The organism is Massilia aerilata (genome assembly GCF_042656905.1).
Lineage (GTDB): Bacteria > Pseudomonadota > Gammaproteobacteria > Burkholderiales > Burkholderiaceae_D > Telluria > Telluria aerilata.
In genome coordinates this window covers 257,178-281,826 of sequence record NZ_JBHSMZ010000006.1, presented here as the reverse complement: position 1 = coordinate 281,826, position 24,649 = coordinate 257,178, and the positions used below count along the sequence as shown (strand labels likewise).

The 24,649-nt window shown below is 66.4% G+C and carries 18 protein-coding genes and 2 riboswitches; of the genes, 10 read left to right on the top strand and 8 right to left on the bottom strand.

Going from position 1 to position 24,649, the window contains the following annotated elements; translation table 11 throughout:
• The first annotated feature begins 11 nt into the window (after positions 1-11).
• The 3 genes from ACFPO9_RS10395 to ACFPO9_RS10385 all read left to right on the top strand — a co-directional run bounded on the left by ACFPO9_RS10395 (position 12) and on the right by ACFPO9_RS10385 (position 2,895).
• Positions 12-425, top strand: coding sequence for a MerR family transcriptional regulator (locus ACFPO9_RS10395; protein WP_379770279.1), 414 nt, complete (start codon positions 12-14; stop codon positions 423-425).
• A gap of 181 nt (positions 426-606) precedes the next feature.
• Positions 607-1,239: a response regulator gene (locus ACFPO9_RS10390; RefSeq protein WP_141837548.1), complete on the top strand. Its 633-nt coding sequence runs from the start codon at positions 607-609 to the stop codon at positions 1,237-1,239.
• 162 nt (positions 1,240-1,401) lie between these two features.
• Positions 1,402-2,895 carry a CHASE3 domain-containing protein gene (locus ACFPO9_RS10385; RefSeq protein ID WP_379770277.1) on the top strand — a complete coding sequence of 498 codons (1,494 nt, stop codon included), beginning with the start codon at positions 1,402-1,404 and terminating at the stop codon, positions 2,893-2,895.
• Here ACFPO9_RS10385 and ACFPO9_RS10380 read toward each other — a convergent pair.
• Positions 2,849-3,661, bottom strand: a complete 813-nt coding sequence (locus ACFPO9_RS10380; RefSeq protein WP_379770275.1) for a Crp/Fnr family transcriptional regulator — start codon at positions 3,659-3,661, stop codon at positions 2,849-2,851. The genes ACFPO9_RS10385 and ACFPO9_RS10380 overlap by 47 nt on opposite strands.
• A 455-nt stretch (positions 3,662-4,116) precedes the next feature.
• On the opposite strand from ACFPO9_RS10380, the gene ACFPO9_RS10375 reads away from it, so the two are divergent.
• Complete coding sequence (locus tag ACFPO9_RS10375) at positions 4,117-5,781, top strand: peptide chain release factor 3 (RefSeq protein ID WP_379770272.1); 1,665 nt, start codon at positions 4,117-4,119, stop codon at positions 5,779-5,781.
• A 79-nt stretch (positions 5,782-5,860) separates the two neighbouring features.
• Here the strand turns inward: ACFPO9_RS10375 and ACFPO9_RS10370 are convergent, their stop codons facing one another.
• On the bottom strand, positions 5,861-6,190 hold the full coding sequence (locus tag ACFPO9_RS10370) for a hypothetical protein (protein ID WP_379770270.1): 330 nt from the start codon (positions 6,188-6,190) through the stop codon (positions 5,861-5,863).
• A gap of 115 nt (positions 6,191-6,305) precedes the next feature.
• Here ACFPO9_RS10370 and ACFPO9_RS10365 point away from each other — a divergent pair, with 115 nt between their 5' ends.
• Positions 6,306-8,009: a methyl-accepting chemotaxis protein gene (locus ACFPO9_RS10365; RefSeq protein WP_379770267.1), complete on the top strand. Its 1,704-nt coding sequence runs from the start codon at positions 6,306-6,308 to the stop codon at positions 8,007-8,009.
• 129 nt (positions 8,010-8,138) lie between these two features.
• Here the strand turns inward: ACFPO9_RS10365 and gcvP are convergent, their stop codons facing one another.
• The 3 genes from gcvP to gcvT form a co-directional block, all read right to left on the bottom strand.
• Positions 8,139-11,033, bottom strand: a complete 2,895-nt coding sequence (gcvP, locus tag ACFPO9_RS10360; protein WP_379770264.1) for an aminomethyl-transferring glycine dehydrogenase — start codon at positions 11,031-11,033, stop codon at positions 8,139-8,141.
• A 148-nt stretch (positions 11,034-11,181) separates the two neighbouring features.
• On the bottom strand, positions 11,182-11,562 hold the full coding sequence (gcvH, locus tag ACFPO9_RS10355; RefSeq protein WP_379770261.1) for a glycine cleavage system protein GcvH: 381 nt from the start codon (positions 11,560-11,562) through the stop codon (positions 11,182-11,184).
• Positions 11,563-11,624: 62 nt separating this feature from the next.
• Positions 11,625-12,749, bottom strand: coding sequence for a glycine cleavage system aminomethyltransferase GcvT (gene gcvT / locus ACFPO9_RS10350; protein ID WP_379770259.1), 1,125 nt, complete (start codon positions 12,747-12,749; stop codon positions 11,625-11,627).
• A gap of 61 nt (positions 12,750-12,810) precedes the next feature.
• Positions 12,811-12,906: riboswitch (glycine riboswitch) on the bottom strand.
• 25 nt (positions 12,907-12,931) lie between these two features.
• Positions 12,932-13,018, bottom strand: a riboswitch (glycine riboswitch).
• 143 nt (positions 13,019-13,161) lie between these two features.
• Here gcvT and ACFPO9_RS10345 point away from each other — a divergent pair.
• Positions 13,162-13,722, top strand: a complete 561-nt coding sequence (locus ACFPO9_RS10345; protein ID WP_230020828.1) for an ATP-dependent Clp protease proteolytic subunit — start codon at positions 13,162-13,164, stop codon at positions 13,720-13,722.
• A 130-nt stretch (positions 13,723-13,852) separates the two neighbouring features.
• Here the strand turns inward: ACFPO9_RS10345 and ACFPO9_RS10340 are convergent, their stop codons facing one another.
• Positions 13,853-14,068, bottom strand: coding sequence for a hypothetical protein (locus tag ACFPO9_RS10340; protein ID WP_379770256.1), 216 nt, complete (start codon positions 14,066-14,068; stop codon positions 13,853-13,855).
• A 374-nt stretch (positions 14,069-14,442) separates the two neighbouring features.
• On the opposite strand from ACFPO9_RS10340, the gene ACFPO9_RS10335 reads away from it, so the two are divergent.
• Complete coding sequence (locus ACFPO9_RS10335; protein ID WP_379770254.1) at positions 14,443-16,974, top strand: DUF1631 family protein; 2,532 nt, start codon at positions 14,443-14,445, stop codon at positions 16,972-16,974.
• An 82-nt stretch (positions 16,975-17,056) separates the two neighbouring features.
• Positions 17,057-17,794, top strand: a complete 738-nt coding sequence (locus ACFPO9_RS10330; protein ID WP_379770252.1) for a phosphatase PAP2 family protein — start codon at positions 17,057-17,059, stop codon at positions 17,792-17,794.
• Here the strand turns inward: ACFPO9_RS10330 and ACFPO9_RS10325 are convergent, their stop codons facing one another.
• Together ACFPO9_RS10325 and ACFPO9_RS10320 are read right to left on the bottom strand one after the other, a co-directional pair.
• Positions 17,795-18,568: a S41 family peptidase gene (locus tag ACFPO9_RS10325; RefSeq protein ID WP_379770250.1), complete on the bottom strand. Its 774-nt coding sequence runs from the start codon at positions 18,566-18,568 to the stop codon at positions 17,795-17,797.
• On the bottom strand, positions 18,565-19,653 hold the full coding sequence (locus tag ACFPO9_RS10320; protein WP_379770248.1) for a S41 family peptidase: 1,089 nt from the start codon (positions 19,651-19,653) through the stop codon (positions 18,565-18,567). Before ACFPO9_RS10320 ends, ACFPO9_RS10325 begins: the two co-directional genes overlap by 4 nt.
• A gap of 239 nt (positions 19,654-19,892) precedes the next feature.
• Here ACFPO9_RS10320 and smc point away from each other — a divergent pair, with 239 nt between their 5' ends.
• A complete protein-coding gene (smc, locus tag ACFPO9_RS10315) occupies positions 19,893-23,417 on the top strand; it encodes a chromosome segregation protein SMC (protein ID WP_379770246.1) in 3,525 nt (1,174 codons plus the stop codon).
• A complete protein-coding gene (locus ACFPO9_RS10310; RefSeq protein ID WP_379770244.1) occupies positions 23,414-24,643 on the top strand; it encodes a cell division protein ZipA C-terminal FtsZ-binding domain-containing protein in 1,230 nt (409 codons plus the stop codon). Before smc ends, ACFPO9_RS10310 begins: the two co-directional genes overlap by 4 nt.
• Positions 24,644-24,649: the final 6 nt, after the last annotated feature.

Sequence of the window (24,649 nt, the reverse complement as noted above, 5' to 3'; positions counted from 1 at the left end):
TCAACCGAGCCATGAATGACCGACCCAACAAGATGGAACTGACCGTATTGCCCCCGATTCCGGCGAAGCGTTATTTCACGATCGGGGAAGTCAGTGAATTGTGCGGGGTCAAGCCGCATGTGCTGCGCTACTGGGAGCAGGAATTTACCCAGCTAAAGCCGGTCAAACGTCGTGGAAACCGCCGGTATTACCAGCACCACGAAGTGCTCTTGATCCGGCGGATCCGCGAGCTCCTGTACGAGCAGGGCTTCACGATCAGTGGCGCCCGCAACCGCCTCGACGGCAGGAGCGGTGCGGCGGAGGAGGTCGAAGCAGTGCCTCCGGCGCCAATAGCGCCGCCCGAGCCGACCATCGCGCCGGCGTTGCTGCGCGAGGAACTGCAGGCCATTCTCGCCATCCTGAAGCACGGACCGCCGGCCGCCTGATCCGGCGCATCCCAGTCATCATTCGCGTATCGGGCTCAAGTATTCGTGCTCCTGTTGTTCTGCACCTAGGAGGTGCTAGAATGTCACTTGCGAATGTTGCTGACTTAAACGCATGCGAGTTCCGGGCGTGAGGTGTCAGCCTCGGCTCTTTCCTGCCTCAGGAAAAATCTAAGGGAAGACAATGATACGCGTTGCCATTTGTGACGATCACCAGATAGTTCGAGCAGGTTTCAAACAGATTTTTTCGTCGTCGGGCGATTTCGAAGTCGTCGCCGAAGGCGCTACCGGGCGTGAAGCCCTCGACATCGCACGTCGCGAGATTTGCGACGTGCTGCTATTGGATATCGCCATGCCGGATCAAAGCGGCATCGACATCCTGCGCACCATCCGCCAGGGCCAGCCGAACCTGCCGGTGCTGATCCTGTCGGGTTACCCGGCCCAGCAGTACGCGCTCAACCTGTTCAAGATGGGCGCCAACGGCTACCTGAACAAGGAATGCGACGCCGACGAACTCAAGACCGCCGTGCGCACCGTCTACCAGGGCCGCCGCTACGTCAGCTCCCAGGTCGGCGAACTGCTGGCACAGAGCTTCGACCGCGACCCCAACACGGCCCTGCATACGGAGCTGTCGGACCGCGAATTCCAGGTCTTCCTGCGCCTGGCCAAGGGCGCGACCGTGTCCGATATCGGCAATGCCTTGTCGCTGTCGATCAAGACGGTCTCGACCTACCGCACGCGCATCATGGAAAAGATGGGCCTGCAGTCGAACAGCGACCTGACCTACTACGCAATGAAGAACAACCTGCTCGATTGAGCAGGATAATCTGCTCAATCGAGCAGATTTCACGGCCAGGACGACGTGAACATCGCGTCGTCCTGCCACCGCATCCCCCGCACGCCAGCCCCGATCTGAAGCAAGGCAATTGCTCTCAGTCTATAATCGCGCACATCGTCGCTGCGTGAGAGGACTTCCAGCATGTATTTCAGTGCCGACCCCGCCTTCCGGCCGGTGCGCAGCCTGCCGTGGTATCAAACTCTGCTGTGCGCGGTGTGCGTGCTCATCCTGGTGCTGAACGGCGTCAGCCTGGTGGGCAACCTCGACGGACTGAAGGCCGCCAATGCGAGGCAGGCCCAGGCGGACCGCGAGTCGAGCCGGCTGCAGTACGTGAATCTGCTGGTCACCGATGCGGACAGCGGCTTGCGCGGCTATTTCCTGTCCGGCTCCGAAACCTATCTCGGCCCGCTGCGCACCGCCCAGCGCGAACTGGACGGCCAGTTCGAGACCCTCAAGACGCTGTTGGCCGACGATCCATCGCAGCTGAAGAACCTGGCGCAGCTGCAAACCCTGGTAAGGCGGCGCATCGGCCTGATGGGCGAGGCGCTGGAAGTGTATCGTCATGGCGGCCTGCAGGACATCGTCGCCATCGCCCGCAGCCAGGAAGACCAGGTTCGCATGGACGAGATCCGCCTGCAGGTGGTGGTGATGACGGGCGAGCAGAACGAAGCGCTGGCGACGGGCGGCGCCGCCTTCTACGACCAGTACCGCCGCACCGCGCTGATCGGCATCGGCATCGACGCCGCCGCCATCGTCGTGCTGCTGCTGTTCTATAACCTGATCTGGCGCGGCTTCAGCCTGCGCCTGTCCGCCGAGCGCGCCCTTCAGCAGAGCAACGACCAACTGGAAACCGTGGTGGCGGAGCGTACCGAGCAATTGTCGGTGCTGTCGCGCCACCTGATCCGCGTCTCGGAAGAGGAAAAGGCGCGCCTGGCGCGCGAGCTGCACGACGAGATGGGCGCCAACCTGACGGCGATCGGCATGTATTTGTCTTCCGTGGGCGAGCAATTGAAGGACAGCCAGCCCGAGCAGGCGGCCGCGCTCGGCTGCGCGCGCGCGACCCTGCTCGAGACCGTGCAGTTGAAGCGCCGCATCGTCGAGGATTTACGGCCCAGCCTGCTGGACAACATGGGCCTGGCGGCGGCGCTGCAAAGCTATTGCGAGGATTTTGCACGCGCCACGCGCCTGGACTGCGAGGCCCTGGTCGAGCTTGAGGCGGACAGCGCCGGCACGATGCAGGCGATCGCGCTGTTCCGCATCGCCCAGGAATCGCTGAACAATGTCGCCAAGTACGCGCAGGCGCGTCACGTGGTCGTGCATCTGGCGCGGGAAGGGGCGGGGCTGGCGCTGGAAGTCAGCGACGATGGCGTCGGCATTCCGCCCGATGCGATGCGGCGCCCGAAGTCGCACGGCCTGCTGGGGATGCGCGAACGCGCGCTGCTGCTGGGCGGGACTTTAAAGGTGGAGCGTGGGGTAAATGGCGTCGGCACCTGCGTGCAAGCCTGGGTGCCTTTGGAGGCGCCGGCTGCCGGGCCGGGGGACGCCGTTTCCGGCGCCCCGGCCCAGCCGGTGCTGGCGATGTCGCCGCTTATGCGCGTGCAACATCCAGCAGCAGACGGTCGTACTCGCTCTTAGCGACCTTGTAGCACTCGCCGGCGTAGTCTTCCAGGCCCTGGCGGTTCAGCACGGTGATGTTGCCGCGGCGGTACTGGATCAGGCCTTCGTCCTGCAGCTTGCCGGCGGCAGCGGTGATGCTTTCGCGGCGCACGCCCAGCATGATCGAGATCAGTTCCTGGGTCACTTTCAGCTCGTTGCTGGCCGAACGGTCCAGGCGGTCCAGCAGCCAGCGGCACAGTTTCTGCTCGATCGAGCTGTGGCGGCCGCCGACGGCGTTCTGGGCCATCTGGGCGAACAGGGCATTGGTGTAGCGCATCAGCAGCTGGGGCAGGGCGCCGCCCTTGTTGAAGGCGTCGCGCAGGAACTGGGTCTTCAGGCGGTAGCCGTAGCCGGCGCTCTGGACCACGGCGCTGCAGGTGGCGCGTTCGCCCATGAACAGGGACACGCCGACCGCGCCTTCATGGCCGACCACGGCGATTTCGGTGGTGGCGCCGTCTTCCATCACGTACAGCAGGGAGACGATGGCGGTGGTCGGGAAGTACACGTATTCGAGTTTGCTGCCGAATTCGAACAGTTCCTTGCCGAAAGGCAGTGGAACCAGTTCCAGGTGCTCAAACAGGTTTTCCAGATCTGGGCGCGGCAGGGCTGCCAGCAACTCGTTCTGTTGGGTGCCGCTATAGCTGACGACCGGACGGGACGCCACTTTGAATTCCTCGGCCGATGCGGGAATCTGGCTGACCGACTGGGGCTTCTGAGCGGCAAAACCAAGTTGAGCGTTGTTCATATTGTCCTCGTTATCTCTATCTGACATCACGTATTTCGTGGGGGGCGAATGCTTGGATGGGTTTCCTCATCGCGATGTGTGTACTTTATTGCCATAGTCTCTTGCCGAACATAAGACTAGTCGTCGCCCCCATGTAGGTTCTATGCATGATGTTTTGTCAGTCCAGTCCTACTAGAGAGAAACATTCAGAAAAGGCCATTGTCTGTATCCCAGAATACGCAAGACGGCATTTAATCGATTTCGCGCTCAGCTTTATATGACGTGTTGACAACGAAAACGGTGTTGTTAAGTTCGTCAGGAACATAGCGCGCCGCTCTGGCGTTTTCCGTGGTTAACGAAAACTTCACACGCCACCGCCGGGGAAGCCCGACTTGTCCTACAGCGGATTGCAAGACAAACCGGTCGAGACTCGGTAAAATCGCGCGTTTATGCACACGCGCCGCAAGGGCGAGACCATGTCCAACGAAACCGCAGCAACCCCAGACAACAGCGACGACCCGATCGCCGCCCCGCAGGCCAAACCCGCCGCGCAGATCGCACGCGAAGTCGCCCGCCGCCGCACCTTCGGCATCATTTCCCACCCCGACGCCGGCAAGACCACGCTCACCGAAAAGCTGCTGCTGTTCTCGGGCGCGATCCAGCTGGCCGGCACCGTCAAGGGCCGCAAGAGCGGGCGCCACGCCACCTCCGACTGGATGGACATCGAGAAGCAGCGCGGCATCTCGGTCGCGTCCTCGGTGATGCAGTTCGAGTTCCGCGACCACGTGATCAACCTGCTGGACACCCCGGGCCACCAGGACTTCTCGGAAGACACCTACCGCGTGCTGACGGCGGTCGACTCGGCCCTGATGGTGATCGACGCCGCCAAGGGCGTGGAGGAGCAGACGATCAAGCTGCTGGACGTCTGCCGCATGCGCGCCACGCCCATCGTCACCTTCATGAACAAGATGGACCGCGAAACCCGCGATCCGCTGGAGCTGCTCGACGAAGTGGAATCGGTGCTGAAGATCGAGTGCGCGCCGGTGACCTGGCCGATCGGCATGGGCAAGAATTTCCGCGGCGTGTATCACCTGATCAAGGATGAGATCATGCTGTTCAAGGCCGGCGAGGAAAAGGCCGACGGCGACTACGAGATCATCAAGGGCATCGACAACCCGCGCCTGGCCGAGATGTTCCCGATGGAGATCGAGCAGCTCAAGATGGAAGTGGAACTGGTGCACGGCGCTTCGCACGTGTTCGACCTCGAGCGCTTCCTGTCCGGCGTCCAGACCCCGGTCTTCTTCGGTTCGGCGATCAACAACTTCGGCGTACGCGAGATCCTGTCGGCGCTGATCGACTGGGCTCCGGCTCCGCGCGAGCGCGACGCCACCGTGCGCGCCGTGAAGCCCGACGAGCAGCCGTTCTCCGGCTTCGTCTTCAAGATCCAGGCCAACATGGACCCGGCCCACCGCGACCGCATCGCCTTCCTGCGCGTGTGCTCGGGGCGCTTCGACAAGGGCATGAAGGTTCGTCACCTGCGCCTGGGCCGTGAAGTAAAACTGTCGTCCGTCGTGACCTTCATGGCGTCCAGCCGCGAGCAGGTCGAGGAAGCCTACGCCGGCGACATCATCGGCTTGCCGAACCACGGCAACATGCAGATCGGCGACAGCTTCTCGGAAGGCGAGCTGCTGACCTTCACCGGCATCCCGTACTTCGCGCCGGACCTGTTCCGCACGGTGCGGATCCGCAATCCGCTGAAGACCAAGCAGCTGCACAAGGGCTTGCAGCAGCTGGGCGAAGAGGGCGCGGTGCAGGTCTTCAAGCCGGTGCTCGGCTCCGACCTGATCCTGGGCGCGGTCGGCGTGCTGCAGTTCGAGGTGGTGGCGAGCCGCCTGCTGAACGAATACGGCGTCGACGCCATGTTCGAAGGCTCCAGCATCAGCAGCGCGCGCTGGGTCTCGAGCGACGACAAGAAAGCCCTGTCCGACTTCGAATCCCAGCTGGCGCCGCAGGTGGCCTATGACGCCGCCGGCAACCTGGCCTTCCTGGCCACGTCCGGCGTCAACCTGCGCCTGACCCAGGAACGCTGGCCGAAGCTGCAGTTCCATGCGACCCGCGAGCACGCGGCGAAGCTGGATTAATCAGCGGTAAATCGACGTGGGCACGGGGTGCCCACCCTACGGCGATTGTAGGGTGGGCACCCCGTGCCCACGTATCCGTTTACGGCGCCGGTTTCCGCACCCACGCCTCCAGCACGCTGCCCACCCAGCACAGCGCAAACACCCAGCCCGACAGCATCACCGTCAGCGGCGTCGGCCGCGCCTCCAGCCTGGCCGCCAGCGCCGCCGGATCGAGCGGCAGGGCGCCGGACAGCAGCTGCCCGGTCAGCGCATTCGCCTCGTCCAGCGCGAAGTTCAGGTAGACATAGCCCGCCACCAGCGCCGGCAGCGCAAACAGCAGGGCGAGGCGGCGCCGGCCCAGGTACCACTGGCCGACGCCAGGAAAGACCAGGGCGGACAACAGGGCGGCGGCCCCTTTGGAACGGTTCATGCGCATCCTTTCAGAATATTGAGCGGGCACAAGAGCTATTGTGCCGGACAGCGTAGATTTCCCCAATGCATGTCTTTTCGGCGTGCAAGCGACATCGTTGACAGGGGAGAGGACAATGACGCTGCAGTTCAATATGCTGACCCGCCTGCGTATCGGGCCCAAGCTCTTGCTGGCGCCCGGCGTCGTGCTGGTGCTGCTGGTCCTGCTGTCCAGCGGCGCCTACCTGGCGATGCTGCGCCAGAACGATTCGCTCGACGCCATCGTGCAGCAGCGCGCCACCCATATGCGCGCCGCCGCCGAGCTAGTGGCGTCCGCCCAGCGCGCGAATGCCCAAGCCTACCAGATACTGACCTGGATCAGCGGCAGCTTCCCGCGCACCCGGGTCGAGCCGCTGGTGCGCGACGTCCAGTCGCAGCAGGCCGCCATCGAGCGCGGCTTCGCCAGCCTCACGAAACTGGCACGGGAAACCCCGCCGCGGCACCGCGAAGCCGAGCTGCGCTACATCGAACAGGCGGCCTCTGCCTGGCGCCTGTACGTGGCGGCGGTGCGCGACGTGATCGAGATCGCCCGCGAAGACCAGTCGATCAGCGCCAATGCCATGGCCAAGGCGGAGCGCGCCTTCAGCGTGGTGGCCGAGCGCCTGACCGAGCTGTCGCGGCGCGAGCAGGCGCTGTCGGAAGAGGCGTCCGACAAGGCTTCCGAGGACTTCAGGGCCATCGCGATCCTGATGCCGATCGTGATCCTGCTGTCGATCGCGGCCTCGCTGGCCATCACGATGGCGGTGCGGCGCTCGCTGCTGGGCGAGATCGGCGCCATCGAGGCCGCCGCCAGCAGCCTGGCCAGCGGCGACCTGACGGTGCGCACCCGCCTCGACGGCGACGACGAGATCGCCACCACCTCGCGCGCGCTGGACGACAGCATCCGCAACCTGAACCTGTCGCTGCGCACCATCCTCGAATCGGCGCGTTCGATCGGCTCGGCCTCGCGCGAGATCGCCCTCGGCCGCGCCGGCCTGCCCGCGCGCGCCGGCGTGCGCGCCTCGCTGGAGCAGACCACGACCTCGATGCAGGACCTGGCGGCGACGATGATGGAGACCGCCTATTCGGCGCGCCAGGCCAACCGCCTGACGGAAGCGGCGTCCACCGCGGCCCAGCAGGGCGGCAGCGTGGTGCACCGGCTGGTGGCGACCCTGGAAAGCGTGCGCCGCTCGGCCACGCGCCTGGACCAGCTTGGGGAAGACATCGAGACTGCCTGCTCGCGCGCCGGCGGCGTGGCCCTGAGCGCGGCCGTCGACGCGGCCCAGGGCGGCCCGCAGGCCGTGAGCTTCGCCCAGGCGGCCTGCGAGGTGCGGGCGCTGGCGGGACGCGCGGTGGCGGGCGCGCGCGAAGCCCGAACCCTGGCGCGCGAGACGATGGCGGCCATCGAGGGCGGCACCGGCATCGCGCTGGACGCCGGCTCCAGCATGGCGATTCTTACCAGCTCGGTGCAGGCGGTCGGCGACATCGTCAACCGCATCGGCTCGACCAGCGCCGAACGGGCCGAGAACCTGGCCGGCGTGAACCAGGCCATCGTGCGCATGGACGAACTGACCCAGCAGGGCACGCGCATGGTGGAAGACGCGGCGATGGCCGCGCGCAGCCTGCAGGAGCAGGCGCTCAGCCTGTCCCAGGCGGTGGCGTCGTTCCGGCTGGACGAGGCGGTGCAGACGTCTCCGGAAGCCGAGCAAGAAAACGGGGCTGCAGGAGCGTTAAATAAACGCCCCGGCAGCCCCGGGCATCCTTATCTTCGACTAGCAAGTAGTCGTCGAGGGAAGGACTAAAAGTTTCGGGACCTCGAGAAACCGTAGCGAGCAGGGCTCAGTTTGGGTCGAGAAGCGCAGCCATACTTACTGTACGGCGAGCATCGCAGACCCAAAATGTGCCCGCGCAGTAGGTTTATCGAGGTTCCCTCACTCGTAATCTTCAATAGGCGCGCAGCCGCAGAACAGGTTACGGTCGCCATACACGTTGTCGGCGCGGCCGACCGGCGGCCAGTATTTGCGCTTGCGCAGCGACGGCACCGGGAAGGCGGCCACCTCGCGGGTGTAGGTGTGCTGCCAGTCGTCGGCGGTGACCACTTCGGCGGTGTGCGGCGCGCCCTTCAGCGGGTTGTCCATGCGGTCGTACTCGCCGCGCTCGACCTTCACGATCTCGGCGTGGATGGTGATCATCGCCTCGATGAAGCGGTCCAGCTCCACCTTCGACTCCGACTCGGTCGGCTCGATCATCAGCGTGCCCGGCACCGGGAAGCTCATGGTCGGGGCGTGGAAGCCGAAGTCCATCAGGCGCTTGGCCACGTCTTCGTTGCTGATGCCGGTCGATTCCTGCAGCGGGCGCAGGTCGATGATGCACTCGTGCGCGACCAGGCCGTCGTGGCCGGTGTACAGCACCGGGTAGTGCGGGGCCAGGCGGCGCGCGATGTAGTTGGCGTTCAGGATCGCCATCTCGGTTGCCGCGGTCAGGCCCTCGGCGCCCATCATCGCGATGTACATCCAGGAGATCGGCAGGATCGAGGCCGAGCCGTAAGGCGCGGCACTGACGGCGCCGATGCCTTGTTCGTCGCGCTGGTAGCCGGTCGAGGCCTGGTTCGGCAGGAAGGGCACCAGGTGCGCGCCCACCGCCACCGGACCGACGCCCGGGCCGCCGCCGCCGTGCGGGATGCAGAAGGTCTTGTGCAGGTTCAGGTGGCTGACGTCGCCGCCGAAGATGCCGGGGCCGGCCACGCCCACCAGGGCGTTCATGTTGGCGCCGTCGACGTAGACCTGGCCGCCGTGCGCGTGCACGATCTCGCACAGTTCCTTGATGCCTTCCTCGAACACGCCATGGGTCGACGGGTAGGTGACCATCACGCAGGCCAGGTTGGCGCTGTGCTGCTCGGCCTTCTTCTTCAGGTCTTCCAGGTCGACGTTGCCGTTCTCGTCGCAGGCGGTGACGACCACCTGCATGCCGACCATGCTGGCCGATGCCGGGTTGGTGCCGTGCGCCGAGGACGGGATCAGGCAGATGTTGCGGTGGCCTTCGCCGCGCGACTGGTGGTACTTCTGGATGATCAGCAGGCCCGCGTACTCGCCCTGCGAGCCGGCGTTCGGCTGCAGCGACACGCCGGCATAGCCGGTCACGGCGCACAGCATGGCTTCCAGCTGGGCGATCATCTCGCGGTAGCCGACGGTCTGGTCGTCCGGTGCGAACGGGTGGATGTTCGAGAACTCGGGCCAGGTGACCGGGATCATCTCCGAGGTCGCGTTCAGCTTCATGGTGCACGAGCCCAGCGGAATCATGGTGCGGTCCAGCGCCAGGTCCTTGTCGGCCAGGGCGCGCAGGTAGCGCAGCATCTCGTGCTCGGCGTGGTAGCGGTGGAAGGTCGGGTGGGTCAGGTAGGCGCTGGTGCGCGACAGGGCGGCCGGGAAGGCGTCCTGCACCTCGCCGTCCAGGCTGTCGAAGTCCACGGCGGCGGTCTTGCCGGCAGCTTCGCCGAAGATCTTGGCCAGCAGGGCGATCTCGTCGCGGCCGGTGGTCTCGTCCAGCGACAGGCCGACGTGGCGCGCATCGATGCGGCGCAGGTTGACGCCGTGATCGTTGGCGATGCGGTGCAGTTCGTCGGCGTTGTCCGCGATGACGGTCAGGGTGTCGAACCAGGTCTCGTTGGCCAGCTGGTAGCCTTGCTCCTTCAGCGAAGCCGCCAGGATGCCGGCGTAGCGGTGCACGCGGCGGGCGATCTGCTCCAGACCCTTCGGGCCGTGGTAGATGGCGTACATCGAGGCCATCACGGCCAGCAGCACCTGCGCGGTGCAGATGTTCGAGGTCGCCTTTTCGCGGCGGATGTGCTGTTCGCGGGTCTGCAGCGCCAGGCGGAACGCCTTGTTGCCCTGGGCGTCGACGGTGACGCCGGCCAGGCGGCCAGCCATGCTGCGCTTGTAGTCGTCGCGGGTGGCCAGGTAGCCGGCGTGCGGGCCGCCGAAACCGAGCGGCACGCCGAAGCGCTGGCTGTTGCCGACCACGACGTCGGCGCCCCATTCTCCCGGCGGGGCCAGCACGGTCAGGGCCAGCAGGTCGGCGGCCACCACGACCATCGCGCCCATCGCATGCAGCTTCTCGCAGGCGTTGCGGTAGTCGCGCACGTCGCCGTTCACGCCCGGGTACTGCAGCAGCACGCCGAAGCAGGTCTCGCCGAGGTTCTCGATGTCGGCGGCGGCGATGCTGCGCACTTCGACGCCGATCGGCTTGGCGCGCGTCTCGATCACTTCACGGGTCTGCGGCAGTACGTCGTCGGCCACGTAGAAGACCTTCGAGGCCGACTTGCCGACGCGCTGGATCAGCGTCATCGCTTCGGCGGCGGCGGTGCCTTCGTCCAGCATCGAGGCATTCGCGATGCCCATGCCGGTCAGGTCGGTGATCACCTGCTGGAAGTTCAGGATCGCTTCCAGGCGGCCCTGCGAGATCTCCGGCTGGTAAGGCGTGTAGGCGGTGTACCAGGCCGGGTTTTCGAAGATGTTGCGCAGGATGACGGGCGGGGTGAAGGTGCCGTAGTAGCCCTGGCCGATCATCGACTTCATGACCTTGTTCTGCGAGGCGATGCCCTTCAGCTTGGCCAGCGCGGCCTGCTCGGGCAGCGGATCGAAGAACTGGCCCAGGTCCAGCTTGTCCTTGCGGCGGATGTTGGCGGGAACGACGGCATCGATCAGGGCGGCGCGGCTCTGGTAGCCGAGGACGGACAGCATGGCTGCCTGTTCGGCGTCGGACGGACCGATGTGGCGCGGGATGAAGCCATCGCGTGCTTCGAGTTGGGTCAGGCTGGTGCGGGTCATGATAGGAGGCGGAAAAAGAGGAATCGGCTCGATTCCGTCGTTCCCGCGAAGGCGGGAACCCAAGTTTGGCTGCATATAACGCGGCTCACGCAGAACTTGGATCCCCGCCTGCGCGGGGACGACGGGTGCTGCTTGCGGGAGGGACTGATTAACCTTCAGTGGTCTTGCCGTAAGCCGCGGCGTCCAGCAGGCCGTTGATCGCGGCCGCATCGCTCGGTTGCAGCTTGAACAGCCAGGCGCCGTAGGCGTCGGCGTTGATCGAGTCCGGGGCGTCGGCGGTGGCCTGGTTGACGGCGGTGACGGTGCCCGAGACCGGGGCATAGATGTCGCTGGCGGCCTTGACCGACTCCACCACGGCGGCGTCGTCGCCGGCGGTGAAGGACTTGCCGACCTGCGGCAGTTCCACGAACACGATGTCGCCCAGCGCGTCCTGTGCGTATTCGGTGATGCCGACGGTCAGGGTGCCGTCGGTCTCTTGACGGACCCACTCGTGGGATTCGGTGTATTTCAGGTCGGCTGGGATGTTCATGCAGGACTCCTAATGAGAAGGTGAGGCGGTAAGTATACGTTGTTCTTGTGACGAGCTGCGAATCAGGACGCCAGCACTTTGCCGTTGCGCACGAAAGGCAGCTTGACCACGGACGCGGCCAGTTTCTTGTCGCGGATTTCGACGTGCACGGTGTCGCCGACCTGCACCTCGCTAGGGACGCGCGCCAGCGCGATCGCCTGCTGCATGCTCGGGCTGAAGGTGCCGCTGGTGATTTCGCCGGCATTGCCGGAGGCCGCGACGACCTTCTGGTGGGCGCGCAGGATGCCGCCTTTTTCGCGCAGGATCAGGCCGACGAAGTTCTGCTGCTGGCCTTTGCTTTGCAGGGCCGATTTGCCGATGAAGTCGCGGTCGGCGACCAGGTCGACGGTCCAGGCCAGGCCGGCGTCGAGCGGCGAGACGGTATCGTCCATGTCCTGGCCGTACAGGTTCATGCCGGCTTCCAGGCGCAGGGTGTCGCGCGCGCCGAGGCCGGCCGGTTTGACGCCGGCATTGGCCAGCGCGGTCCACAGCGCTTCGGCCTGGCCGGCGGGAACGCCGATCTCGAAGCCGTCTTCGCCGGTGTAGCCGGTGCGCGCCACCATCACTTCGCCAAACGGGGTGCCGTCGACGATGGTGACGTTGAAGGGCTTCATGGCTTCCGAGGATGCCTTGGTCGTCGGCAGCACTTCCCAGACCTTGGCGCGGGCGTTCGGGCCCTGCACGGCGATCAGGGCGATGCCGTCGTCGCTGAGGTCGGCGCGGCGCGGGGTGATGCTCAGGCCGCTATTGGTGGCGTCGTTCTGCTGGCGGATCCAGGCGATGTCCTTCTCGGCGGTGCCGGCGTTGACGACCAGGCGGAACCAGTCTTCGCGGAAGAAGTAGACGATCAGGTCGTCGATCACGCCGCCGTCAGGGTTCAGCATGCAGGAGTAGAGGGCCTTGCCGGCCGCCAGCAGCTTGTCGACGTTGTTGGCCAGCAGGCCGCGCAGGAAGGGACGGGCATTGGCGCCGTGCAGGTCGACCACGCACATGTGGGAGACGTCGAACATGCCTGCGTCGGTGCGCACGGCATTGTGTTCTTCGATCTGCGAACCGTAGTTGACGGGCATGTCCCAGCCGCCGAAGTCGACCATCTTGGCGCCGGATGCGCGGTGTACGGAATTGAGCGGGGTCGCTTTGAGCGTCATGGCGTGAGATCCTAGGGCAGTTGAATAGGGTTACGGCACACGGTTTTCGTCCGCATGCCGTTCGCACCCCTCTGTCCTCGATACCTGAGAGATAGCGGCGCAATGCCGCCTGCCCCTTCGGTGGGCTCGTCAAGAGCCGCTCTCCAGAGTTGGCCGCCGCGCCTGCATCGTGCATGGCGTGCGACCCCCGACCGGTCCGGTTGCCTGAGAGTTTTCGGGTGATGCCCCTTCGGCGGCAGCCTTGCGCTGCGCTCTCCCGGTCAAGACTGCGAAGGATATGCGAGGTGTGCAGGGAAGTCAATTCGGAACCACCCTCGGAGAGGCCGCGCACTATTGCAGTGCGTCCACATAGAGAAAAAACCGTGTTTTGTTACACTTGCCCCATGACCTTGCGACAGAAGAGAGCCCCACTATGAGCGAAGATCAAGCAAAACAGCAAAAAGAGGCGTACTTCACGCTGTCCGGTGACGTGAACAGCGACATGGTGCATCGCGTGTTCGAGGCCGTCTCGATGATGACCGAGGACGGCCTGGAGACCGCCCACATCCTGGTGCAGTCGAACGGCGGCTATGTGAGCGACGGCCTGTGCCTGTATAACTTCCTGGCCAATTCACCGGTCGAGTTCGTGATGTACAACGGCGGCGCGGTGGCCTCGATCGCGGTGATCCTGTTCCTGTCGGGCACCCGCCGCTATGCCAGCGAGACGGCCCGCTTCATGATCCACAAGTCGCACGCGACGGCCTCGCCGGGCTCGCGTCCGGACGCCCTCAACATCATCGTCGAAGGCCTGCGCGCCGACGATGCCCGCACCGAATCGATCCTGCGCAAGCATATCGAACTCACGCCGGAGCAGTGGGGCATCCACCAGTACGGCGACCTGCACCTGAACGGGCGCGACGCCAAGACTGCCGGCCTGGTCAACGACGTCAGGGACTTCGCGCCGCCCAAGGGCGCGCCCCTGCGCAACATCTGATCCCGGCCGCCGGCGCGCGGCCAAAACAAAGGGCGTGGCGCCGTTACCGGCCCACGCCCTGTTGCTGTCCTTGAAGGCCGTAGGCGGCGCCGCGGCCTGGGCTGCGCCGCCGCCTTCGGCCTCAGGAAAGTCAGCGGTTGCCGCCGCGGCTGCCGCCCGAACCGCCCGAGCGCGAGCCGGAACCCGAGCCCGATTGCTGGGAGCCGGACTGCGAACCCGACTGTTGTGAGCCCGCCTGTTGCGAGCCCGACTGCTTGCCGGCGTCGTTCTTGTGGCTTTGACGACCTGCTTCTGCGTGCTGTTCGCGCGAGCCGCCCTGCTTGCCCGACTTGCTGTTTTTAGCCATGATCATTCCTTTCTAAGATGGGAAAGTCCTGCTTACCGAAGCGTTTCCGGTAGTGCAATAATGCAAGCCCGGCAGTAGATGCGGTATCGGAACACGGCGCGGGGCCTTGTAGGAGTGAGGCCTACGCTTAGGGAATAAATTTTCCGCAAAGATTGCTGTGATGCGATATTCGTTCTTCCTGCCACCCTTGGAATTGTGATAATCCGACGGTTTTACTGATGAGATAACTCTTCCGTAGGATATTCATTTCCTCTCAGGCGCCCCCGGCCTGGCGCCGAACCATATCGTCTGGAAGCAATTTGCAGATATTGGTTGCCATGTGGAAATTATGTGCCACAATAAGCATAAGCAAGCCACCGCATTTACCATCCACCATGTCATCGAGCCGAGTCCAGAGTCCGGCAGCGCGTCAGGCCGCCTTGCAAAAGCAGGCGACACTGGATGCGCTCGCCGATATCGCGGCCGGCCAGCTCAAGGAGCAGCTGACGCCGATGATCGCCCGTTTCGGCGCGGCCCTGGCGGATGTCAGCCAGCCCGGACTCGACACGCGCGCAGTCTACCGGCGCGTCCGTTCCAGCAAGCTGCTGCGGGATAACAGCTACGCCTTCTTCCACCTGGCCAGCACCGGCCTCGACCTGGCCGTGCGCCAGGAGATCGAGCGCCTGCAGCCGCAGGGCGCCGCGCACCAGGCCGCGCCGTCCTCGCTCAGCCTGGTGCCGCTCGAGGTCATGGACAACAAGGTCGCCTTCGGCGCTGTCACGCGTCCCTTCGACATCGCCCATTCAGAGCAGCTGGCGACCCTGTCGGTGCGGCTCGGCCTTTTACTGGGCAAGGGCGTGCTGCGCGCCGACGCCAATCCCTTCCGCCCCGAAGTCTTCCTGAAAGCCCTGGAAGAAGCCTGGCGCGAGTTCGAGCCCGAAGAGGAATCGCACCCGCTGATCCTGGAACTGCTGCGCCCCGAGCTGGTGTTCGATTTCGGCGCGCTGTACGAAGCCCTGGTCGACGGCTTGACCGGCAAGGACGGCCAGGGCGCGGTCGAGGCCTACCGCATCCAGAAGACCGACGACGCGGCCGCGGCGCGCGCCGCGCGCGCCAGCGGCAAGGCGGCGCTGGCCGAGCAGCTGCGCAAGCTGTTCGGCGACGAAGACGGCGCCGTCGTGCCGGACCTGCCGCTGATCCCCGAGCTGCCGGCGTTGCCGGCTGGGGCGGGTGGCTGGCGGCCCAGTGCGGCGGCGGGCTTTGCTGCGGCGCCGGTGGCGCAGGGCGAGGGACAGCGGGCGGCGGTGGAACTTTCCGAGGCGGCAAGGGCCGCGCAGCCGGCAGGCGGATTCCCTGCCGCGGCCGGCGGCGCCACGTTCGGCGCCGCGCCGAGTGCTGCGCCAGGCGGCGCATCGTCGGCCGGCGCCATCGCTACAGATGCGTCGTTCATGCCGGCGCCGGCCGCCATGCCCGTCACCGGCCTCGCGGCGGCCGGCGCACCGCAGGTCTCGGGCGCCGTTCACGCCGGCGGCTTCGCCGGTGGCCTGCCGGCCATCCCCGGCCTGGCGCACGATGCGCCGGTGCTGGTCCCGGGCCAGGTCGCGCCGCTGCTGGAACTGCTGGCCCGCATCGAGCCTGGCCGGCAGGCGGCGCAGCCGGCGACCGGGCCTTCTGCAGGCGCCATCCCGGCGACGGCGGGCGCGCCGCCACATGAGGTCTTCTACCTGCCGCGCTTTGCCCAGAGCCTGCCCAAGGGCAGCCTGTCGCGCGGCGACGAAAGCACCCTCGGCCTGCTGTCGCGCGTGTTCGAGACCGTGCTGCTCGACGACAGCATCCCGCCGCAGACCCGCGAGCTGCTGCGCGTTCTGCAGGTGCCGGTACTGAAGGCGGCCCTGCTCGACAAGAATTTCTTCTTCGAGGAAGCGCATCCGGCGCGGCGCCTGGTCGACCTGCTGTCGCGCATGGGCTGGGAACAGCGCAAGGACCAGGACGATCCGCTGTTCCAGGTCATGCAGCGCAGCGTCGAACGTGCCGGCGACGACCGCCCCGACGCGTTTGCGGAAGCGGTGGCCGAGCTGGAAGCGGGCATCGCCGCCGAGGAAAACGCCCAGCAGGAAGCGATCGCCGCCCCGGTGGCCAGCGCCCTGAAACAGGAAAAACTGCAGGTCGCGACCCGCGCCGCGCGCGACGCCGTGCAGTTGCGCGTGCAGGCCGGCGACGTCGGGCAGGTGGTCAGCGGCTTCCTCGAACAGCGCTGGACCACGGTCATGACCTTCGCCTACAGCATCGACGCGGACAAGCCGGGCGCGGTGACCAACGCCACCCGCGCGATGGACGACCTGATCTGGAGCGTCAAGCCGAAACAGACCCAGGAGCAGCGCAAGGCCCTGATCGGCAAGCTGCCGCGCCTGCTGGCCACGCTGAACAAATGGCTGGACGCGATCCGCTGGCAGGACGCCGAGCGCCTGCAATTCTTCGCCGGCCTGGCCGAATGCCACGCCTCGATCGTGCGCGCGCCGATCGAACTGTCGCCGGAACGCCAGCTGGAACTGGCCGTCGAAGCCGCCCAGCAGGACGCGCTGCGCCGGGTCGAGCTGGAACAGCTTGCTTCCGAACAGGAAGCGGCGCACCGGCAGATGATTTCGCCTGTCGATGGCCTCGAACGCGGCATGTGGTTCGAGTTCAAGACCACCGAGGGTGCGCGCAAGGTCAAGCTGGCCTGGGTCAGCCCACTGCGCACGCTCTTCATCTTCTCGGGCGCGGGCCGGCGCGAAGCCTTCTCGCTGTCCGCGGAAAAATTCGCCGAGATGCTGCATGCGGGGGCGGCGCGCGTGCTGGCCATCGATGGGGTGGTGGGGCAGGTGCTGTCGGAGGCGATGCAGGCTGGGGCGATGAATGACGCTTCGATGAAAGTGGCGGCCGCCTAGCCGTCGGTCCCGCGCCAGCGCGGGGACGACGGGAGGAACTGCGGTATAGTCGAGCCGCAATCTCCCTTCCAAAAAAACCGACATGACCTGGTGGTATCACCTATCCGCACTCGGCGGCCTGAACGTCACCGCGCTGCTTGCCGTCGCCATCGCCGCCTGGCTGGTCGGGGCGCGTTGCTGGCGGCTGGCGCTGGCCTGGTGCCTGCTGTTCGGCGCCGCGCTCTTCATCGCGGCGGCCAGCCAGATGGCCTTCCTCGGCTGGGGCATCGGCCTGCGCTCCCTCGAATTCACCGGCTTCTCCGGCCACGCCACGCGCGCCGCCGCCGTGTTCCCGGTCGCGCTGTTCCTGCTGCTGGAAAGGCGCGGCCTGCGGCGCGAGGACAGGCGCAGTGAAACGCGGCCGGGCGGCCAGGACCGGCGCGGCGGCAGCTGGCTGCGCGCGGGTTTTCTCCTGACTGTGCTGGCCGGCGCGGTGCTGGCGGTGGCGGTGGCCATCGCGCGGGTCAAGGTCGGCGCCCATTCGGCCAGCGAGGCGGCGGCCGGCTGTCTGCTGGGCCTGGCCTGCGCGGGCCTGTTCATCGCCCGCACCCGCGCCGCGCGCGACCGCTCGCCGCAGCCGCTTTTATTGGGCCTGCTGGCGGCGACCATGCTGCTGCCGCGCGCCGATCCCGCCAATTCCCATCAATGGCTGACCGCGGCCGCCCTCAAGCTGTCCGGCAGCGACCGGGTCTGGCTGCGCAACGGCTGGCAGCCGGCCCGCGGGCCCTATGTGCCGCCGTGCGCGCCTTCGAGACGCCGTTTCGGGGTGCTCTGTACCTGATCACCCGGCGGCGCCGGGCCGCCGGCGGAGCAGCGCTTTCGCCACCCCGAGCGCTGTAGCGGGCGCCGCCGCGACATCCGGGGTCATGCCCTTGCCTTCCCAGTTGGCGTGGGTGATCGGGCTGATGCTGCGGTAGGCCGGTATCGCGGCATATAAATGGTCGCCGCCCCAGGTCCGTTCGCCGATCACGGTGGGGCGTTTCAGCGCCTGCATCGTGTAGGTAAAATCTTCGCCGGCGGACGCCGTGCGCGGACCGGCCAGGATCAGGACCGGCTTCCTGCCGCCATAAGCCTGGCCTTCGAGTTTATCCAGGGTCCAGAACTGCGCCGATTCGCCGGACGCGCGGTACCAGATGTCGTTCAGGCGGGTGCGCAGGTCGACGATGAGGGCGTCGGTATCGGCGAGCCGGTTCATCGCTTCCGCGTAGTGTTCGGCCGTCAGCGAGGGCTCCGGAAAGCGGAGATCTTCAGGTAGCCGATCTTCGGCCTTAGATGCGCGGCCCTGTCGACGCCGGACGGTTCCATGCTGCGCCCGATCCGGGCCAGCCAGCGCAAGGCGGCATTGCGGTCCTCGCGCGGCGCTTCCAGCGCTGCGTCCTGTGTGATGGGCGAGTTGCATGCCGCTGCCGGCGCCGTCGTAGGCGCCGTCCTTCTGGCGCTGGTACTCGTCCAGCCCGGCCACCAGCTTGTCGATCGCGACATCCGGGCGGGGCCGGAACACGGCGACCGATGCCAGCAAGACCATGCAAGGCAGGACCAGCCATCGCTTCTTCATTGGCCGCCGCCTCGGCGGAGTGCGGCCACGCGTGTCTGGCGCTGCAGCAGCGCCTGCGCCACCTTCAGCGCATCGCTTGACGCGGCCTCGACGTCGGGAATCACGCCCACGCCCTCGAAATCGGTGTGGGTGATCGGGCTGGTGAAGCGCGCGTCCGGTACCGAGACCAGGAAATGGTCGCCGAGACGGTAGGGGCGGGCTGCGTGACCGCCGCCCCAGGTCCGGCTGCCGACGATAGTGGCACGCTTCATCGCTTGCATCGTATACGCAAAGTCCTCAGAGGCCGACTTGGTATCGCGGTCCACCAGGATGGTGACCGGCTTCTTGCCGCCATAGCGTTTGCCTTCCAGCGCGTCGTCCGTCCAGAGTGCGGTCGTCGACCCGGTATCGCGCGACCATACATCGCTCACGTGGGTGCGCTGGTCGACAAAATAGCTGATCATCAGGATCACGCCGGCCGGGTGGCCGCCCCTGCTGCCGCGTAGGTCGATGATGAGGGCGTCCGTGTCGTTCAATTCGTTCATCGCGCTGGCGACCCTGCCGGCCGACATGACAGGTGGCGCAAAGGCCATCAGCTGCAAATAGCCCACCCCGGGGCTCAGGTGTTCGACCTTGTCGACGCCAAAGCTCTCCCTGCTGAGGGCGATGGACGCGAGCAGGCGCATGACGGGGTTGGCGGCAAAGGGCGGCGGCTTGCGGCCCGTCAGGTCCGGCGCCTCATCGGGATCGGGCGGTACCGCGCCCGGGCTGAACCACACTCCCAGGTGCGGGTCGTGCGCGACGCCCATGATGTCGGCCTCGAGCTGGGCGGCGAATTTCTCGCCATCGGTCATCGCGTCGTAGGCGCCGAGCTTTTGGCGTTGTCGCAGCACCATTTCGATCTCTTTCGCCTGTTCGGGAAACACATAGTGCTGGTTCAGCCTCGTCACCAGGGTGTCGAGCGCCTGCGTGCGCATGGCGGCATCGACCGCAAGCTTGGGCTGCGGCCGGTGCGCCATCCAGAAGCGCGCCAGTTCCGGCGCGAAGGGAAGTGCTGCGACCAGCACCAGCAACACGGCTGGGATGGCAAGCCATTTCTTTTTCATGGTTTCCTTTGCTTGTAGGTGGGGCGCCAATGGGCTCGTCCGTTGCAAAAATAGAATAGCATTTAAAATTGCGATGAGATAGCAATTATTATTGCTGTTTCAGCGAGGGCGGACTGCGGTGGCGATCGGGGGCCGATTCACGGCGCTACAGGGAGAAAAGCGACACTGAATCTTGGCCTTAAAGCAAGGAACAGATGGTATGATGCGGTTTTTCACGACACCCATCCTTCTTCGAGAACGTGCGTCTATCCTCCATCAAATTGTCGGGATTTAAGTCTTTCGTCGATCCCACCAATTTCCAGGTGCCGGGACAGCTGGTCGGCGTGGTCGGCCCGAACGGATGCGGCAAGTCGAACATCATCGACGCCGTACGCTGGGTGCTGGGCGAATCGAAAGCCTCCGAGCTGCGCGGCGAGTCGATGCAGGACGTGATTTTCAACGGCTCCACTTACCGCAAGCCTGCCGGGCGCGCCTCGGTCGAACTGGTGTTCGACAACAGCGCAGGCAAGGCGGCCGGGCAGTGGGGGCAGTACGCCGAAATCGCCGTCAAGCGCACGCTGACGCGCGACGGCACCTCGACCTATTACATCAACGGCCAGCCGGTGCGCCGGCGCGATATTCAGGACATCTTCCTCGGCACCGGCCTCGGCCCGCGCGCCTACGCCATCATCGGCCAGGGCATGATCTCGCGCATCATCGAGTCGCGCCCCGAGGAGCTGCGCGTGTTCCTGGAAGAGGCGGCCGGCGTCTCCAAGTACAAGGAGCGGCGCCGCGAAACCGAGAACCGCCTGTCCGACACGCGCGAGAACCTGATCCGGGTCGAGGACATCCTGCGCGAGCTGAACGCCAACCTGGAAAAGCTGGAAGCGCAAGCCGCGGTGGCGAACCGCTTCCACCAGCTGCAGGCCGACCAGGAAGAGAAGCAGAAGCTGCTCTGGCTGCTGCGCAAGAACGAAGCCAAGTCCGAGCAGGCGCGCTGGTTCCTCGAGATGGAGCAGGCCCAGACCGGCCTCGAAGAACAGAACGCGAAGATGCGCCACCTCGAGCTCGAACTGGAGCGCATGCGCCAGGCGCATTACGCCACCGGCGACCGCCTGCACGCGGCCCAGGGTGAGCTCTACCAGACCAATGCCGAGATCGGCAGCCTGGAAGCGCGGATCAAGTTCGTGGTCGAGTCGCGCACGCGCCTGCAGAATCAGATCGGCACGCTCACCGCCCAGCGCGAGCAGTGGCTGAACCAGGCCCGCGACACCCAGGAGCAGATCGAGGAAGCCGAATACCGCCTCGAAGAACTGGCCGCGCGCGTCGAAGGCGCGCAGATCGCGGTGGAGGCGCAGAACGAGCGCCTGCCGGAACTCGATGCGGCCTGGCGCGCGTCCCAGGAAAAGTCGACCGAATCGCGCGCCCGCATCATGCAGATCCAGCAGCGCATCGAGCTGTCGTCGGCGCACCAGCGCAATGCCTCGAACATCCTGGCGACCCTGGCCACGCGGCGCGAGCGCCTGCAGCAGGAGCGCGGCAACCTGAACCTGCCGGATGCCGGCCACCTAGACAAGCTGCGCATGCAGCAGGAAGAAAAGCAGCTGCAGCTGGAAGAGCAGACGCTGATGCTGGAGGAAGCGGCCAGCCGCCAGGAATCCAGCGAGCAGGAAAGGCGCGAAGCCCACGCCCAGGTCCAGCAGGAGACCGCGGCCAACGCCAAGCTGGAAGCGCGCCTGTCGGCCCTGCGCCAGCTGCAGGACCGGGTCCAGACCCAGGGCAAGGTCCAGCCCTGGCTGCAGAAGCACGAACTCGACAAGCTGCCGCGCCTGTGGCAGAAGCTCGATATCGAAACCGGCTGGGAGACCGCGCTGGAGTCGGTGCTGCGCGAGCGTACCGGCGCCCTCGAGATCTCGAACCTGGACTGGGCGCGCGGCTTCTTCGGCGATGCCCCGCCGGCCCGCATGGCCGTCTACACGCCGTCGGCCAAGGCGCCCGCGCAGCCGGCCGCGCATGGCCTGAAGCCCTTCGCCAGCCTGCTCAAACTGAACGACCCCGGCCTGCGCGGCCTGCTCGACGACTGGCTGCACGAAGTCTACGCGGCCGACGACCCGGGCGCGGCGCTGGCCCAGCGCGAGCGCCTGCCGGAAGGCGGCTGCTTCGTCACGCCGCACGGCCATATCGTCAGCCGCAACAGCGTGCGTTTCTATGCCGCCGACGCCGAGCAGGACGGCGTGCTGGCGCGCCAGCACGAGATCGACAACATCGTCAAGCAGCTGCGCGCCCAGGTCCTGCTGCTGGACGAGGCGCGCACCCGCGCCACCCGCGCCGACGCCGCGGTGAGCGAACTGCAGCGCCGCCTGCAGGAAGGCCGCCAGAAGGTGGCGACCCTGCAGCGCGAAACCCACGCCCTGCAGATCGAGGTCGTGAAGCAGGCCGAGGTCGAAGCGCGCTTCAACCAGCGCAGCGGCCAGATCTCCGCCGACCTCGACGAGATCGCGGCCCAGGAATCCGAGCAGCGCCAGGTCAAGGCGGAAGCCGAGGCCCAGTTCGAAGAGCTGGACATGGAACTGGCCGAGCTGCAGGGCGCCCACGAAGACCGCCAGACCGAATTCCTGGACCAGGAGCGCGTGCTCAACGAAGCGCGCGACAAGCTGCGCGAGCTGGAACGCTCGGCCCAGGAAGCGGTGTTCGCCGAGAAGACCCAGCGCAGCCGCATCGAGGAACTGCGCCGCACGATCGCCACCGCGAACCAGCAGGCGGAGCAGGTCCTGGAGAGCATAGGCGCGGGCAAGGTGGAGCTGGAAGCGATCGAGTCCGGCACCGCGGCCGAGGGTCTGCAGGAGCTGCTGGCGCGCCGCAGCGCGCAGGAACAGGCGCTGTCCGACGCCCGCCATGAACTCGACCAGCTGACGCAGCAGCTGCGCGCGGCCGAGGAAGCGCGCATGGGCGCGGAGCGCAGCCTGCAGCCGCAGCGCGAGCGCATCACCGAGATGCAGCTGAAGGAGCAGGCCGCGCGCCTGAACCAGGAACAGTTTGCCGAAGCCCTGAGCGCGACCGGCGCCGACGAGTCCGAGCTGTCGCAGAAACTCCAGCCGGACATGAAGCCGCAATACCTGCAGGGCGAGGTCACGCGCCTGACGAATGCGATCACGGCGCTCGGCGCGGTGAACCTGGCGGCGGTCGAGGAACTGGCCCAGGCCACCGAGCGCAAGCGCTTCCTCGATTCGCAGAACGCCGACCTGCAGGAAGCCATCGCCACGCTGGAAGGCGCGATCTCGCGCATCGACCGCGAATCGCGCGACCTGCTGCAGGACACCTTCGACCGCGTCAACGCCAATTTCTCGGAGCTGTTCCCGATCCTGTTCGGCGGCGGCACGGCCAGGCTGGTGATGACCGGGGAAGAGATCCTCGACGCCGGCGTGCAGGTCATGGCTCAGCCGCCGGGCAAGAAGAACGCCACGATCCACCTGCTGTCTGGGGGCGAAAAGGCGCTGACCGCGACGGCCCTGGTGTTCTCGATGTTCCGTTTGAATCCCGCGCCGTTCTGCCTCCTCGACGAGGTGGACGCGCCCCTGGACGACGCCAATACCGAGCGCTTCTGCCGCATGGTCAAGCGCATGTCGGACCATACCCAATTCCTCTTCATCTCGCACAACAAGATCGCGATGGAGATGGCCAATCAACTGATCGGTGTGACGATGCAGGAGCAGGGCGTATCGCGCATCGTGGCGGTGGACATGGAGTCCGCCGCGAACTTCGCTACTGAGGCACAAGCAGCATGAACGACTTACAAATGAGCCTGATCGCGGCCGGCGGCGTCTTCGTCGTCGGCATCATTAGTTATAACAAGTGGCAGGAGTACAAGGCCCGCAAGAGCGTCGAACGGGCCTTTGCTTCGGACCATGACGACGTCCTGATGAAGAGCGGCGCCGCCAGGCCGGACGCCGCGGGCGCGCCGGTGGATGCCGATTCGCCCGGCCGCCATGAGCCGGTGCTGGACGCGAACATCGACGCGCCATTTGCGGAACTGGCCGGCAGCGACGCGCTGGCCGAGCCGGTGATGCGCGAGCCGGCGCCGGCCGGCGTGGCCGAGGGCGCGGCCGCCTCCGGCGGCGGCATCGGCGGCGCCGCGGCGAGCGCCGCGATGGCCGCCAGCCTCGATCCGCTGGCTTCGCTGCCGGGCGCGAAGGCGGACACGCCGCCGGCCCAGCTGGCCGAGAACCTCGTCGATCCGTTGATCGATTGCCTGATCCCGCTGAACGTCGAAGGCGCCGCCCGCGGCGACAAGATCCTGCCCGCGCTGCTGAAGCTGCGCCGCGTCGGCAACAAGCCGGTGCACTTCGTCGGCCTGGCCGTGAACGGCGACTGGGAGCCGATCGTGCACGGCGGCGTCTACACCAGGCTGCAGGCCGGCGTGCAGCTGGCCACCCGCAACACGGCCCTGAACGAACTCGAATATTCCGAAATGGTCACGCGCCTGCGCGCGGTGGCCGACGAAATCGGCGCCGAACCGGAAGTACCGGACATGATCGAGGTGATGAGCGAGGCGAAGAACCTGCACCGCTTCGTCGCCGGTCATGACGCCCAGCTGGGCGTGAACCTGGCTTCGAAAGGCGCGCCGTGGGCGATGTCGACCCTGATCGGCGCGCTCGAAAACCAGGGCTTCGACGTGCGCCCTGATGGCCGCTTCGCGATGCCGGACGGCGAGGGCGGCGTGCTGTTCACCCTGTCGACCAACGTCAACCTGGGCGCCGACACCACCTCGCGCCTGACCCTGCTGCTGGATGTGCCCTGCGTGACCCCGGCGCGCGACGGCTTCGGCAAGATGGTCACCTGCGCCAAGTCGCTGGAACTGCGCCTGGAAGCCGCCATCGTCGACGACTTCGACCAGCCGCTGTCCGACGAAGCCCTGAGCGAGATCGCCGGCCAGGTCGGCGAGTTCTACCAGGAGATGGAAGCGGCCGACATCCCGGCCGGCTCGACCCGCGCGCTGCGCCTGTTCAGCTGAGGACCA